General features: G+C 34.5%; 21 protein-coding genes. All 21 read right to left on the bottom strand.

The annotated features are described in order from the left end of the window. Positions 1 to 8: 8 nt before the first annotated feature. Positions 9 to 422 carry an acyl-CoA thioesterase gene (locus I567_RS09565; RefSeq protein WP_016252024.1) on the bottom strand — a complete coding sequence of 138 codons (414 nt, stop codon included), beginning with the start codon at positions 420 to 422 and terminating at the stop codon, positions 9 to 11. Beyond that, positions 419 to 748 (bottom strand): YunG family protein, encoded by a 330-nt coding sequence (locus I567_RS09560; protein WP_114975563.1) that lies wholly within the window; start codon positions 746 to 748, stop codon positions 419 to 421. The genes I567_RS09565 and I567_RS09560 overlap by 4 nt, the downstream gene beginning before the upstream one ends. 5 nt (positions 749 to 753) lie before the next feature. Further along, positions 754 to 1,326 (bottom strand): hypothetical protein, encoded by a 573-nt coding sequence (locus I567_RS09555; protein WP_016252022.1) that lies wholly within the window; start codon positions 1,324 to 1,326, stop codon positions 754 to 756. Positions 1,327 to 1,334: 8 nt separating this feature from the next. Next, positions 1,335 to 1,838, bottom strand: a complete 504-nt coding sequence (locus tag I567_RS09550; protein WP_016252021.1) for a kinase — start codon at positions 1,836 to 1,838, stop codon at positions 1,335 to 1,337. Positions 1,839 to 1,940: 102 nt separating this feature from the next. Next, on the bottom strand, positions 1,941 to 2,165 hold the full coding sequence (locus tag I567_RS09545) for a VOC family protein (protein ID WP_016252020.1): 225 nt from the start codon (positions 2,163 to 2,165) through the stop codon (positions 1,941 to 1,943). Between the two features lie 135 nt (positions 2,166 to 2,300). After that, positions 2,301 to 2,480, bottom strand: coding sequence for a hypothetical protein (locus I567_RS09540; protein ID WP_026209901.1), 180 nt, complete (start codon positions 2,478 to 2,480; stop codon positions 2,301 to 2,303). A gap of 70 nt (positions 2,481 to 2,550) precedes the next feature. Next, positions 2,551 to 3,066 carry an NUDIX hydrolase gene (locus I567_RS09535; RefSeq protein ID WP_231940227.1) on the bottom strand — a complete coding sequence of 172 codons (516 nt, stop codon included), beginning with the start codon at positions 3,064 to 3,066 and terminating at the stop codon, positions 2,551 to 2,553. Next, a complete protein-coding gene (locus tag I567_RS09530) occupies positions 3,063 to 3,725 on the bottom strand; it encodes a DNA alkylation repair protein (RefSeq protein WP_016252018.1) in 663 nt (220 codons plus the stop codon). The genes I567_RS09535 and I567_RS09530 overlap by 4 nt, the downstream gene beginning before the upstream one ends. Next, complete coding sequence (locus I567_RS09525) at positions 3,725 to 4,186, bottom strand: GNAT family N-acetyltransferase (RefSeq protein WP_016252017.1); 462 nt, start codon at positions 4,184 to 4,186, stop codon at positions 3,725 to 3,727. Before I567_RS09525 ends, I567_RS09530 begins: the two co-directional genes overlap by 1 nt. Before the next feature lie 237 nt (positions 4,187 to 4,423). Beyond that, on the bottom strand, positions 4,424 to 4,810 hold the full coding sequence (locus I567_RS09520; protein ID WP_016252016.1) for a hypothetical protein: 387 nt from the start codon (positions 4,808 to 4,810) through the stop codon (positions 4,424 to 4,426). 89 nt (positions 4,811 to 4,899) lie between these two features. Next, complete coding sequence (locus I567_RS09515) at positions 4,900 to 5,691, bottom strand: nucleotidyltransferase domain-containing protein (RefSeq protein ID WP_016252015.1); 792 nt, start codon at positions 5,689 to 5,691, stop codon at positions 4,900 to 4,902. An 82-nt stretch (positions 5,692 to 5,773) separates the two neighbouring features. Then, on the bottom strand, positions 5,774 to 6,382 hold the full coding sequence (locus I567_RS09510; RefSeq protein ID WP_016252014.1) for a DUF1349 domain-containing protein: 609 nt from the start codon (positions 6,380 to 6,382) through the stop codon (positions 5,774 to 5,776). A gap of 38 nt (positions 6,383 to 6,420) precedes the next feature. Beyond that, positions 6,421 to 6,765: a hypothetical protein gene (locus I567_RS09505; RefSeq protein WP_016252013.1), complete on the bottom strand. Its 345-nt coding sequence runs from the start codon at positions 6,763 to 6,765 to the stop codon at positions 6,421 to 6,423. Positions 6,766 to 6,774: 9 nt separating this feature from the next. Further along, entirely contained in the window at positions 6,775 to 6,975 is a 201-nt protein-coding gene (locus I567_RS09500; protein WP_018345219.1) for a hypothetical protein, read from the bottom strand. A 91-nt stretch (positions 6,976 to 7,066) separates the two neighbouring features. Then, positions 7,067 to 7,534 (bottom strand): Mov34/MPN/PAD-1 family protein, encoded by a 468-nt coding sequence (locus tag I567_RS09495; RefSeq protein ID WP_016252011.1) that lies wholly within the window; start codon positions 7,532 to 7,534, stop codon positions 7,067 to 7,069. A gap of 1 nt (position 7,535) precedes the next feature. Beyond that, positions 7,536 to 9,356: a HesA/MoeB/ThiF family protein gene (locus I567_RS09490; protein WP_016252010.1), complete on the bottom strand. Its 1,821-nt coding sequence runs from the start codon at positions 9,354 to 9,356 to the stop codon at positions 7,536 to 7,538. After that, complete coding sequence (locus I567_RS09485; protein WP_016252009.1) at positions 9,357 to 10,466, bottom strand: SMODS domain-containing nucleotidyltransferase; 1,110 nt, start codon at positions 10,464 to 10,466, stop codon at positions 9,357 to 9,359. Positions 10,467 to 10,479: 13 nt separating this feature from the next. Continuing rightward, positions 10,480 to 11,871 carry an SAVED domain-containing protein gene (locus tag I567_RS09480; RefSeq protein ID WP_016252008.1) on the bottom strand — a complete coding sequence of 464 codons (1,392 nt, stop codon included), beginning with the start codon at positions 11,869 to 11,871 and terminating at the stop codon, positions 10,480 to 10,482. A 68-nt stretch (positions 11,872 to 11,939) separates the two neighbouring features. Beyond that, complete coding sequence (locus tag I567_RS12840; protein WP_018345220.1) at positions 11,940 to 12,149, bottom strand: hypothetical protein; 210 nt, start codon at positions 12,147 to 12,149, stop codon at positions 11,940 to 11,942. Positions 12,150 to 12,366: 217 nt separating this feature from the next. Beyond that, positions 12,367 to 13,134 carry a hypothetical protein gene (locus I567_RS09470; RefSeq protein ID WP_016252007.1) on the bottom strand — a complete coding sequence of 256 codons (768 nt, stop codon included), beginning with the start codon at positions 13,132 to 13,134 and terminating at the stop codon, positions 12,367 to 12,369. Between the two features lie 90 nt (positions 13,135 to 13,224). Then, entirely contained in the window at positions 13,225 to 14,796 is a 1,572-nt protein-coding gene (locus I567_RS09465; RefSeq protein ID WP_016252006.1) for a recombinase family protein, read from the bottom strand. Positions 14,797 to 14,938 lie beyond the last annotated feature (142 nt).

The following is a 14,938-nucleotide window of genomic DNA, read 5'->3' as shown; positions in this document are numbered from 1 at the left end:
ACTTACTCTTACTCTTTCGCTTCCTCATCACATAACGCTTGATAAAACGCAGGAAATTGCTTTGCCAGACGTAGCATTTTGCCATCCTTATCTAAAAAACAATGGGCCGATTCAGCAAGGGCCACAATTTTTCCTGCTTCATTTTTCATCTCGTATTGTAAGATTAACTTTATACCACTAAATTTTTTCACGGTGGTTTCAATCATGACTTTATCAGCAAAAGTCGTCGTGTTTTTGTACTGACATTGAACATCGATAACCGGAGAAATAATCCCCATCTCTTCTAACTTCGAATAATCCCAACCAATCTCTTTTAAAAAAGAGACACGGGCTTCTTCCATCCAGCGAATGTAATTAGAATGATGTGTGATGCCCATACGATCTGTTTCATAATATTGGACTTCATGTTGATATAGACTCATTTATTTTCCTCCAAATGTTTTAGCACTTTGTTTTTTAACCGTTGATAACGATATTGCGTATTTTGATTTAATTTTTCAAAGTTGTCTGGCATGAATTCAGCATTTTTATAAGATACGTGTAGATTGTATAAACGAAACTGGTCAATCGTAAAATCAACCAATGTATCCTCTATAAAATTAAAATAATGGGTCATCCCACTCTCTGTTCGAATCCGATAGACATCACCGCCAACTAGTTCTCTGACTAACATCGCAGTTACCGCACATTGTCCATAACTTGGATCTACTGCTAAATCAAACGAAGCATCTTCTCGACAAACAGGCAAAGTCGTCAATTCATCCAAGCATTGAGACAAGCCGTGAACAGTTTATCTAACTTTTGATGTAATTCAGGATTATCTTGATGCGCTTTATTATAATAGCGGTAAGAAATCGGTCTGCCTGACGCGGTATACCATGTTTTGTGGTCATCATTTGCATTGAGACAATAATCAAGAAAATAACGAAATTGCACTAACTTAGACACTTCAATCATTAATGAATAATATTCACCCGTATATTCAGATAAGTGCAAATATAAACGCATCTCGATATAAGGTTCTTCATTTTCTGCTAGCTCTGGATAAATAAATAATAAATCTGGTTCAGCAAAGCCTATGTATTGTCCTTCAGTTAGTTTGTCATTTATCGCTTGGTCCATCCAATCACGCAATTCTATAACATTTGGATATTCAAAAATCGCATGAGTGGATTCAATATGTACAAATCGGTTCTCAATCTTCACAAAAGAGCCTACAAATTGACTATCTTGTTGGTTTTGATATTTTTTCAATGGTTCTAAAAAGAAGGTTACCGTGGTTTCGCCTAACTTTATAGAACAATGTAGATAATTTTCCTCTGACATAGTTATCCCTACTTTCCATGAGTTTTGATATCTGACAAAATGAAATCAACTGCCTGCTGCAAGGAAATCTCTGCACGAAAATTCTTTTCATTTAAAACGTCAGAAATATCGCTATCCTTCCACCAACGTGCCATTTTCTCTGCACCAAATTTTTGACTTTGACTTCTAGTTTGATGGCGTTTTAATGTTTCTTCAAAAGGCAAATCATAATAATATGCAAAAATAGCATCATCGAACAACTCTTTGACAAATTGAACAACCGGCCGATACCAAGTTGCATTTAAAATTCCTTCTAAAATGACGTAATTTTCATGTTGATGGGCATATTCTAGCAAATGAATAATGAATGGAATCGTCTGAGAATAAGGACCGTCTTTGGTATGAAGCATTTCACGACGTACAACATCTTGAGAAATTAGCATCGTCTTAGGTCCTAATTTTTCTTGCAATTTTTTAGCCACACTGGTTTTCCCACTACCAGAATTTCCTCGTAAAATAATCAAAACCGCCATTTTCCCTCAGCATCCTTGTCATTTTTCTACATTATACTACCTATTTTTGGATAAAAAAAGATAACGACACCGCCAAAATTGCAGCATCGTTAGCCAATAGAGTTAAATTAGTTTTTCGATTTGAGCGATTTCGATTTTTTTCATTGTTAGGATTTGTTGATTGATTTTTTGATAGGCCGTAGGGGACAATTTTTGAGCAAAATCTAGAAACATCCGTGGAACAATCTGCCAAGAAATACCCTTTTTATCAACAAGCCAACCACACTGTTCACTTTCAACCTCTGCAGAAAATCCCTGATAAAACGAGTCGATTTCTTTTTGTTTCATCTTGACCTTCACTTTTTATGTATCCTAAAAATTTTGAACGATTTGCGTCACTTCATCCACAAATCGTGTATGATTAATATCTGCACGAACTTCACACTGATTCAATAAATCTGATAAGTGCTCTTTTTTGACTAATCAACCAGACATGCCATTGATCCGATGGGGAAATTCTTTAGGTAAACTTTCTGAAAAGGTAAGTTGCGTTATTTGTTCGTTTACAGTAATCTCAAAAGTTACCAAGCCTTCCGCCCATTCATAGCTAATTTTTTCAGTTGGTTGATAAGTGAGCCTTCTACCTGCCAAGATAATTGCCAATCTGTGCCATCTTTTGTGATTTGATAGACCATTCTCATCGTTCCCCGATATATAGTAATAGCTAACCAACTTAGTTAATGTTAGTATTTTTATCTATCCGGATTTCTAAACTATCCGGCAAATGATGTATTTCCGTCTTAATAAATTCAGGATAAAAATAAGTCTCTTTTAAATCTTCAAAATTTAACCAAGAAAAATGATGGGTATGAACCCCTTCGATATGCGTGAATTCATTTCCACGAGTGAATAAATCTGTCTGTGTAACATCTAATAAAAAATATAAACATAACTCATGATAATGCTTTTGATTCACATCTTCAGTAAAAAATGACTGATCTAACCACAATGGACGAATAATCTTTGGTAAAATCTGCAATTCTTCTAGCATTTCTCTTTGAATAGCTTTCTCGGCAGTTTCTCCTAATTTGACACGCCCACCTGGCAAATAATAATAAGGTGAACACTCATCGCGCATTGCTAATATTTTTTGATTATCAATGATGATTCCGCATACCCGATAATTAAATTTCTGATTTTCAACTTCAAAAGTAACGTCCATTTTATCTCCTTTTTCTTGAATAGTCACGAAAGATATTTACTCGCTTCTCGAATGCTCAAATTAGCCATTTGCTCCCGATATTTTTTTAAAAAATCTCGCACCCAGTCTGGATTCGTTTTAGAATATTCACGCAAGGCCCAACCAATTGCTTTATTGATGAAAAATTCATTTGTACCAAGACAATTTAAAAGGATTTGTTCAAGTTGTGTCGTATTGGTTTTTTCTTTGAATCGTAATTGATACAAAATTGCAATACGTTGAACCCAAATATTTTCCTCCCGGGACCAGGCTAACATCTCTTCATCTACGCGTGAATCCTTCAAAGCAATATTACCGACTACTTGTGACAGAAAATCCACGGTATCCCACCAAGATTTTTTCTTTACAAGTGCTTTAACGGACGAAATATCTTCAAAACTCAGCTGCTTTTTCATCGCCAAAAGATACTCATAAGCCAAATACTGAAATTCGCGATGATCATCCGCATAACATTGTTCAAGAAACGCCCAATCCAATGTTCCTTGCTTTTTCTCAGTTTTCAAAAAGTCTTTATAAAGATTCTTTCTATCCGCTGCAGCAATCCCATAAAAGCTAAACTGGTCTTTCATATACTTAGACATTGAAATGGCACGTTCTGGATTGCTATGATTTTCAAAAATTTTTTTAATCGTTTCGTACTTGCTCATCACTTATCCATTCCATTCTGTTTTCTCATTATATAATTTGTCAAGAGTATTCCTTGACGCTCAACTTGTTGCATTTTAACAACCTGATAGCCTCTTTTTTCAAAAAATGGTTTGGCTGTGATTGAAGCATGGGTCGTAATGGGATGCTTAACTCGCTCTTCCAACAAATCACAAATTTGCGAGGCCACACCCATTCTTTGATAACTCGGAGAAACATATAAACGATCTAAGTAGCCTGTTTTATCCATATCTCCAAAACCAATTATCTGATTATCCATCACTGCTACGAGACAATCATTCTTCATTAAAGACGACTGCCATTTTTCTAAATCAGGATTTTTCGGTGCCCAAACAGCTAATTGTTCGGCTGAATAATCCTTGGCGTTGGACGTATGTACGGTATGAAAAAACAACTGAACTACCTGTCGTAAATCGTCTTTGTTATACTTCCTAATTTTCATGTGTGATTTACTCCCAAATTCTAAAAATATACTTTAAACATACATCAACAACTAGTGTCATGCAAATTATCACGAATGAATGAACAACCAAATTTCCATCTTCGCTTGTAGTTTCATTCCAACAATAATTTGCTAACATTTCGGCAATCATTCCAGTAAAAATTCATTAGGGACTCTTACTCTCCAACTCCCTATTATTTATCAATTCTTTGCTGATTATATTTCTCCAGTTTTATTTCATTTCTTTGAATTTATTTGCGCTATCTGTTTACTATCCACAAAATGTGTCGCATACTTTCGCTCTACTTCAAGTCCACCACTTTTACTAAATCGGAGTTCTTTCCCTTTTTTCTTACCCCATAGCTGATATTGACTCATTGAGGGTTTCAAGCCATTTATTTGTGCATACTTATAGATTTGCTTCAAAATTTTGGTAAGCTTGTTAAGATTACAAGTACATACCTTTTCAAAATAAGATACTTTGCCAAATCGCCAATCTTCATAATTTTGCTTAGTCAGTACACCAATTTCCATTAATACATCCACTGGAGCAATATACCCTCGTTGCTGACGTTGATTTACAGCCGCTTCATTTATCTTTTTGATTAATTGTTGAGCATTCACTTTGCTCTCTTCCTTTGTCTATTATCAATGATTTGAGTTTCCATATTTTGGCAAAAGGCGTATTTTTTAAATATGACCTTATATGAGATTTATTTATTATTATTCTCTGATATGCCAATTTCTTGCAAGAAGAATGCATTTAACGCTTGCCAATCGACCTTGTGTGTGATGGTTTGATTGTTAAGATAAGTCTCAATTTCAGGGATGGTCTCTTCAATATAGGTATGAATATCCATAATTGGGGCGATTTCTGCTAATTCTGGACTCGCCATTTTGATACTTAACAAATTGTCCACTGAAGACTTGAGTTCTGAGGGCAAGCAGGATTGGACTAATTCATCAAATAAAACTGGTGGTGCCGTATGGTATTTTTGCAGCCAGCGACACGCTAAAATAGGTCGCAACGCATAGAAATATTTTTTCGGTTGCACCATATCTCCACTTAAATACTTGGTAAGATGACCTTTAGCAATCGATAAATAATGATACATCATGCGTTCTTCGGATAGGCACATTGTCAAAAGAGGCGCGAATCTTGCTGCAAAATCCGTGTGAACATACACAACTGGCGAGTTTATCCATTCAAACAGCGTTGGATTAGACTTTGCTAGTAATTTCAAGGTCTTATCCAAATCCCAGCCACTCACATCCCACGTCTCATCAATTGGCAACTCAATGACATCACGATCTGGCGTCAATTTAAGATAATCTTGGGCTTTGCGTTTGTAGATAAAGCGCACATCAAAATCGCTATCCGGCGAGGCAAATCCCCAGGCACGACTACCGGACTCCACTGCCCATAGCACTTCAACACCATAGATTTCTTCAATTTCCTTTAACTTTTGCGGCACTAAAGCCATCATTTCCGCTTGTGTTTTCATAGGTGGTCCTTTCTGAGATTATTTTAAAATGGGAATGAGCAACTTTTCTTTAACATTTATTAGCAACATTTTCTATTTTTCATTACGCTTCATCTGGCGCCTGTCCATCATGTGCCTGCCACTTACATTCTGTGATTTCAATGTTAGTAAATATGGCTTTAAAAGACGAATTTTCAGGACTGCAAGCATAAATTCCAAACTGTATCTCATCTGTCGCCTTATGCATGTGGCAAATTCTCATCTGCTTATACTTGATACCATCCTCAGAACATTCAATACAATAATCATCTTCTCTTCTACTAAACCTATACCACATCATTCTGATATTTGCATCAATTTCTGTCGTAGCCCAATCTGAGTAACCATTATTCGTAGCTACACTACCAAGATGCTGAAATTTTTCATTTTCAAACTCAATAGACGCTTTCAACCAGTTTTCAGCATCAAGATACATAACCACGCCACACTGGTCAAAACGCACTTTACTATCAAATTCTGTTTTCACAATAAAAGAGAAGAACTTTTCTGAAGACTTAATCTGTAAAACAGGTGCATTATCATTTCTAAAATGATAATATGTTCGTTGCCATAAGTCAGTATATGGATTAGTTACAATTTCGATTCTATCATCGGTGATAATATATTCCTTAGGTTTTCTTGTCCAATTCCATTCATTTTTATTAATCTTCATATTATATTAACTCCTTCCCTAAAAATAAATATGTATATCTATTTTACTGGCTCTAAATAAGTAATTGGATTTTGAGCAGATTGATTTACTTTGAGTCTAGCTATTGACTTTCTTAGATAAAACTGTTCATTATCATCCATTGACAATCCTTTTTCAAAATTCTCATCCTCGAAAAACAATCTATTTTCAAGTTTCGGTGTAAGGACAATATCTTTTCGAGGCAACTTATCTGGCGCATCCTTAGAAACATACCATCGAGACGGCTTAAATACGGCTACAATTAAAGAGTTATAGACGCCAAAAACATATTCGACGGTTTTCACTCTTTCTTTAGATGCCCGCCAAATCCCTCGAACACTGTTATAAAGTATCTTTTCATCCATTCCCTCTATTCAGCAGCTTATAAGCACTGAATGAAAAAAATCCAGTGCTTTCTCTAGATAGGATACTTTGCCATATCGCCAAGCTTCATAATTTTGTTCAGTCAATACACCAATTTCCATTAATACATCCACTGGGGCAATATACCCTCGTTGCTGCCGTTTATTTTCAGCCACTTCATTTACATTTTTGATTAATTGTTGATCATTCACTTCGCTTTCTTCCTCGTAATAATTCTTCCCCACTCGACAAGTACAGCTTATACTTTGACACAAAAATCTGCGTCTTATCAAATGGCTAGTGCTACCGCTTATTGAGAATAATTTCTTGCTCATTAACAAATAGCCGAGCATTTATATTCCAACTTTCTTGGTAACCTCCAACAATAATTAATATAGGTTCTGGACATTTTAGTTTTTGGTCTTGAGATAAAACTATCATTTGATTTTTATCAATATTACTTGGTGCCGACGATGCATTTGGATGATAGTGCCACTCTCCTAAATAATACTGACCTTGGTCCCATGCCAAGTCTAAAATTCTTTTCAATCCATCTATCCCCCTATGAAAAGTACACTTTGAATGTCTAGAATTTTGGGGTGGTGGTGTTATTTGCAAAATATTAGCTATTGCTTGATTGGAAGAATAATTTCCAATTAAAATGCCCCCTGTTTCATAAGGATTAGAAATAGCACAATAATAAAGCATTTGTTCATAAGACTTTGTGTCGAACTTTACACTATATGATTGATTCTTATCTTGAAAAAGCAAATTAACCCTCCTCTCTTTTCTCCACCACCTCATAGCTTTCAAATATCCCATCGCTCTCTTTTTGCTCGTAAATGAGTGAAAGCGTCTTTTGAGATTTTGATATAATGTAATTTTCAATTACCTTCACGGAAGTTGCAGCAGCAATCCAAATATCATCACTTCTTCCAGGAAAAGTCGGATGCCAGCAACCAATTCCATCCCTTGGCAAGTCGTAATCATCATATAAGACTTTTTCTGCCTGTAGGTAAGGGGAAATCAAATCATAAAAAGCATTAAAATTAAAAGTGTTACCATTCATCAGTGTAACATATAATCGTTTTGCACCCAATCCAACAGAGACTGAAGCTATAATATGGGTTCTCTTAAAATTAGTACTTTGAAGAATATCAAGTACATTATTTTCCCCAGTACAATCAACGATAACATCATATCTATCCAAATCAATATTTGTTTTAAAAGAGTCATCATTTGAAAGAGTATTATTTATAACTTTAACATTTGCGTGTGGATTTAGGGAGTTAAGATAATTACATACCGATAATTCTTTAAATTCACCAATATTATTTAGATTTAAGATATGACGGGATAAGTTCCCGACTTCAAATATATCTGAATCTGCAATAGTAATATTATATACTCCTGCTCTTACAAATATTTCTGCGATTGATGCTCCAATGCAACCTGCTCCAATGAGCAATATACTTTTTCTTAGTAACAGGTCGCTCATTTTACCTCGTTGAGATATTTCGTGTTGGTTCCAATTTTCTGAAACAATCCAATCCAATTTTGCATTTTTAGTGAATACCTCACATCTATCACGCATCCACCATCCCTGTTGATTATTTCTGAATCCTTTTGCTGTCCTTTTGCCATATGATACAGTCGGTAAATACAGAGCTTTCCAAGAAATTATCTCGGGGTCTCCACCAAAAATTCGGGGAACAGGGAAACCAATTAAAAGCAAATGCCGTTTTCCGTCCCGAATTTTTGAGACAATATTTTGAAGGATACACATTATATCAATATGTTGTTTTTCACAGGCAACTAACAATTCGCCAAATGTTTCTGGTGCTTGCCACTCATTAACAACTGGGATCTGATTCATAAGTATCCACGGGGCAATAATTGGAGGTGATATAGTTGTTTTTGAAAGATATTTTCCCCATTCTGTATAATGCTGAATGTTGTTACTTAGCGATTTAAACACCTTAACATAATATACAAATGGTTTACTTTTATACACATCTAATTCTGCTATTCCATACCGACATTCGACACTCTCCCATTGCATGAAGGTAACCACATCTTCCGAGAAAGCAAACTGCATTTCTAAAATATTGCTCATAGAAAATTCGGGCAGCTCAAATGTCTCGCTTTCTGTAACTAATTTTCCTTTTGCCGCTAACTCGAGCCAACAAATTGCTCGTTTTGCATGATACAACAAGCGTTCATCTACACTATATGGTTCCGATTGATAATTAGGTATTGTATTCACCTCAAGGCATAACGCTCCTTTTCTCCACAAACCGTTTCTTTCAATTTTGGAGTTGTTGGCTTGATGATACAATGTAACCGTTATACTGTTTTCGACGTCTGGATATACTTTAATTTTTCCCTTTGGGTATTCCGATCCAACAACGAAAAACCATTGAGATTTCTGAGGGAAATATGGTGTTTCACATTCAATCACAATACTTAAGTGTAAATACCAAACATTTAATTCATTATCAAATTGCCACTCATCCATTATCTCAACTTGCGATAATGAATCTAAAGCCCTTCGAGCCTGATTTAATTTATCAAGGATTTGTTTTGACTCCATCTATGCAAATCTTCCTTCTGGAATGGCTGCTGATTTTTCAGTACGGGTTGTAAATCCCGTTGAAGAATTAGATTTTGATGGCTTTGGAGCTGGTGGGAATTCATTACCAAATAGCTCTCTCCATTTGCAAACACTATCATATAATTCTTCACAATCAAAAGCTTCACGAGCTATTTTAGCAGCATCACAAACCGTATCGTAGAAATCAGAATATTCTTCATCTGTAATTCGTGCAAAAACATCGTGTTCAGAAACACCTCTATCAGCTAAAAAAGGTTTATTAGTGTATTGGGAAACGATATTTTCAAGAGTTAATACAACACCTTCGGCAACACTTTTAATATCATCTGGACAACAATCACCAATAAAATGTTCCAGCGGATAACTCTTGGGATGTTTCATATCTGGATATTGTGTTTTACGCCACCACTTCAATGCCTTAACAACATTTATATAGTGGGTATTGCAATTCTTGTTTTTTTCAACCGTCCATCGAATTTGCTCAAGTGGATGTGTTTTATCCCATTTTTCCGCTTCACGGTCAGGAATTAGCAATGGTTCGGATTTCCATTGAGGCTGGCTATCTGATCTACAAAATATGTTATATGTACTTTCAAGTAAGGCATTACTAAACGATTTTGTAAGTAACTTTTGTTGAAAATCTTCAATTGTGTATTCTGAAATAATAGCCTCATCTTGAAGTACTCCTGTTTCGCTCTCACTAGGTGCAGAAGTAAGAACGATATCCAAATCAACATAACTTAAACTTATACCAATTGATCTCCCTTGAATTCTATATTTGTCTTTGTAATGCTTTTCTAAAAATGGGACAAATAAATTCAAAGCCTCCTCCGGTGTATACTCTTCAGAGTCTAATTTCGTTACAACAATTACATCGACATCCGATTTGTTGCCGTTTTTTGGTTTTACTGCTGTAGAACGTCGGTAGCTTCCCTGTAAAAAAGTACTAATAATAATCTTAGATAAGGTTTCATCTTCCTCTAATCGTTTTCTTAACGTGGTATGCCCTGTTTTCAAATCATTCACCTGATTATCAGATAAGCGAATATTAGATAAAAAATCTTTAAAATATGACGGTACAATAGACATAAACAATCCTCCTTTAATTAGTAAAACTTATTGATTGTGAATAGGTACAAGAATTCCTTTGCTCAAAATCATATTCATATAGAATACATTTGCCAAATCCAACTGAATTTTGACCTAAGAAAAACATAAATGCATTTGGAGCAGCAGCAAAAATATGTAGTGTTGCACGCCGTTCCACAGTGCTTCTTCTTCCAATAGCGTTATAAACTGAATTAGCTAAAGCAGTTGCATGTGTTCCTTCTTCTATCGAAAAATTTGTAGCACCAACATCACTTAGCGTACAATTAATGATACGTCCAATTGATAGATTGTTTTCTTTTATGAATTTTACCACGTCATCGTAAATGTTGCGAGTGACATTTAATACTAATGCAGAATCATATTGATTCTCATCAAACTTTTCGTGTGAAATATCCCAATTAGTATAGTTCCTTTTAGATGGCAGTTTCACATCCCATAATACAGTGCCATTGGTCGACGATTTTTGTATCGGAAATACGTTGATACCTGATTTACTATCAAGAATTCTTCCTACTGCAAAGGCTATAGATGCATGTGTATCTAAAAATATTTGATAGGCATGCTGGTTGCTTGTATTTGTGAGCAAAAAATTCTCCAAATTTCTATAAATATCTTTGTTCCAATCGTATTCACCCTTTAAATTGCGACCATCAAACTTATTAATGAATGATAAACAACTCTCTGTGTCTTCTTCCAAGTTTTCTGCACCACGGGTAAAGCTTTTCACACCAATAGATATTCTTTTAGGGGAATATTTATCGGCAACAAGAAGAATGCGTTTTTCCATTTCTTCATCAAAGTCTTTTCTATCAATACCTTTACCATGTGTTGAAGAAATCATCTGGTCATTTACAGTCGCTGAAGCAATAAACCTAATTTGATCAAACGTCATCATTTGATTGCTATCTGAAATATACTGATGCAACGAATCTCTTACAATTTTTTCTAAAACTTCTATTTTAAACGGCAAAATAGAAAACCGTATTCTCTTATTATCAAACAAATCTGTATCAAACCCATTTAGCAACGATCTTGCTTCTTTATCAAGCACTTTCCCATAATACTTTTCGATTGACTTTATAAATGTGTTGGCGGACTTATCACATTGCCCGACTAAAAATAATTCATATTCAGGACTTTCTATATCCTTTATAAGGTCATCTAGCCATGTTTGGATGTCTGATTTGGTAAAAGTATTTATCGTTGATTTTACTTGTATGCATTTAACAATTTGATTTTGCTGCTCTAATGCTATATCAACCTTATCGTTTGATGTTGGAAATTCGACATATATCTTATCCCAATTACCTTTATCAGTTAAGGCCTCTAATACTGAAGCAAACCCCTGGTATAAAAATCCCCGTGATGCTTCTTTTCCACCCATAATCCTCACCCTTTCCATCATTTATTTGCTTTACTAATCCATGTGATATTCTATAAACAGGCTACCTATTAAATAACCCCAAAATATTTCAAAGCATCTTTGATTGCTTCCACTTTCTCTGCTGTCGGATGTTTCCTCGGCAGTTTCAATTCTTCTACCGCATTAGGAGCATCGTACAAAGGCAAGCCCAAATCTCTTTTTACCTCTCCTATATATGCGATATGTACTTTGAAGCCGTATTTAGCTTCTATGTACTCCTTTATCATTTTGTATGTCACGCGTTCTTTGGGCTTGTAGCTTTCCGCTCTTTTAGCAATATTATCAAGCGGAACATTTCCCTCACCCTCGTCAAACTCAACTTTTATGTTGATATGTCCGTCTGCCTTTTGTGGGAAAGCAGTACAACCGTCTCAACATGGCTTGAGATAACAAATAGTATACTTGCCGCGAGAAGGGAAGATTTAACGATTACTATTTAAACCGTTAATTCTTAGCCTACTTCATATTTAAAAGTTTTTCATTGATTAATTTAGTTCTGGTATCAATTATTTCATTAACATGTTCCAAATACTTAGTATATTCTTTTATAGAAGATATTGAGTTTAGAAATTTATCAAGAGATTCATACTTCTCAAAATTACAATTAAAGTCTTGATTAAATTTATCCAAGTATGCAAAATCACCCGTTAAATCCAATAACACATTGTACCATTCACGATATTTTGCAAAAAACAACTCCGGAATATCAAAAACACCACTTTTTCCTTTAAGTTCATTTCCTCCAGGCCATATTGGAATTACATTACCAACAGAAGAATAATTGCTAATAAATCTTTGTAGTTCATCATTTTTATTTAATGTATCAACATTAATTTCTAACGACTTAATTGCAGACACACGTCCTTCAACAACATCATTGAAGATCTCATCATTTTCGCCGATATCTTGAATTGCTAATTGGAAAAGAGTAGAATAAAAATGTTGATTAATTCCTTCATTCATACGCTTTCTCAGCTTCTTTCTTATTTCACTTTGAAAATCATTAATATCCTGATTTTTCTTTTTATTATATACCCATACTCCTAGTGCATATATTCCTAAAAATGAATATAAAACGTCTGCCTGACTCGAACCACCACATATTTCGCTATATCTAGGATTCTCTTTTTCTACACTTTTTCTTTTTTTCAATTTCGACTTCAACATTTTAACTATATCACTTGAGGATATTTTAGTTTCATTTTTAGCAGTCACATTTTTCATCTCCAATACCTCTAAAACAATTTTTCTCTTATTATATCACGCATCTATCCTTCAAAACAAAAAAGATCCAAGCAAAATGATGCTTAGACCTTACTTTTCTATATTCACATTGATACCTGACTTAAATCTTACTTCGAATTTATCGTCAAATATTTTTATCTCTTGTATGTACTTTCTCACAAGTACTTCATCGTAATGTGTTAAGAGATGATCCTGATTCTCTATAAATTGCTTCATCTCATAGATTCTCTTTTTATGAGTCTCGTTATTAGCTTGATTAACTAATAACTCATTCTCTTTTGCCTTAAGGAGGTCAATTTCATTAAGTAAATTGTCATAGTTTTGATTTGATTGAATTAATTCCAGAAGTAACTCTTGTTTCGATGTAAGAAGAACTTGAATTTCTTTTATCTCATTAGCATAATCTTTGGAAATAACTTTTTGGATATTTTGAAGAAGTATATGAATGGTTTTATCAGAAATTTGTACGACTTGATTAATTGCTGAGACAACTGCTTCTTGGAGTACTTCTTCACCTATCGTTGCTGCATCGCAAGCTTTAGGACCATATTTAACTCTAGTGCAACATCGCCAAACAATCGATTTCTTTCCTCTATTGTTCCATGCGATTCTCCGATAAACATCCCCACATTTTTCACAAGTACACATTCCAGAAAGTGCATACTTACTTGAATAATTCCTTTTCCTACCTTCAGATGATCCATTGGCTAAATTGCTTCTCCTCAACAATTCCTCTTGCGTTCTGATAAAAGTTTCTCTGGAGATAATTGCTGGATGACTATTCTTTACATAATACTGTGGTTCTGTCCCATCGTTCTTTTTCCTTGTCTTTTCAATGAAATCAGTGGTGATTGTTTTTTGAAGTAATGCATCACCCATGTATTTTTCATTTTGTAGAATTCCCTTAATATTACTTGCGTGCCATTTTTTATGATTGGCACCATTCAGTATTCCATCGCGTTCCAATCCTTTCTTTATTTCATGAAAACTCAAACCTTCAAGATATTCTTTAAATATACGTTTCACAACATTTGCCTGCTGCTCATTAATGACAAGATTCCCTTCTTCATCTTTATCATATCCTAAAAATCGTTTATGATTTACCTGAATCTTTCCTTGTTGAAATCTAAACTGATAACCCATTTTTACGTTTTTAGAAATTGATTCAGACTCTTGTTGAGCTAATGAAGCCATTATTGTCAATAAAAGTTCTCCACTGGCATCCATTGTATTAATGTTTTCTTTTTCAAAAATGATGGGTACCCTTTTATCTCGAAGTAACCGAACATACTTTAAACAATCTATGGTATTTCTCGCAAATCTACTAATGGATTTAGTAACAATCATATCCACTTTTCCATTTAAACAGGCTTCAATCATTTCGTTGAATCCATCTCTTCTTTTCGTATTTGTACCAGAAATTCCATCATCTGCAAATATTCCAGCAAATTGCCAATCTGTATTATTAGAAATAAATTCTCGGTAGTGTTGAACTTGTGCTTCATAACTTGTTGATTGCTCTTCACTATCTGTACTAACCCTACAATAGGCAGCAACTTTTAATTTAGGATTCTCATTATTTTGTGATTTACTCTGTCCAATTTTTCTTCTTGCTGGAATCAATGTAATATCCTTACTCATAAATTTACCTCCTTAATCAACGTGTATATATATTGAGCTTGTTGATAAGGATCTTCAAACTGATTGCTTATACACTCTACTTTAAATACTACCGGAAAATATTTCTTTTCTATTTTTCGTGCTCGAAATTTGTGATATTTTT

The organism is Enterococcus cecorum DSM 20682 = ATCC 43198, assembly GCF_000407565.1.
Lineage (GTDB): Bacteria > Bacillota > Bacilli > Lactobacillales > Enterococcaceae > Enterococcus_E > Enterococcus_E cecorum.
Note: the sequence above shows the minus strand (reverse complement) of the source record. Positions and strands in the feature narration are given on the sequence as shown.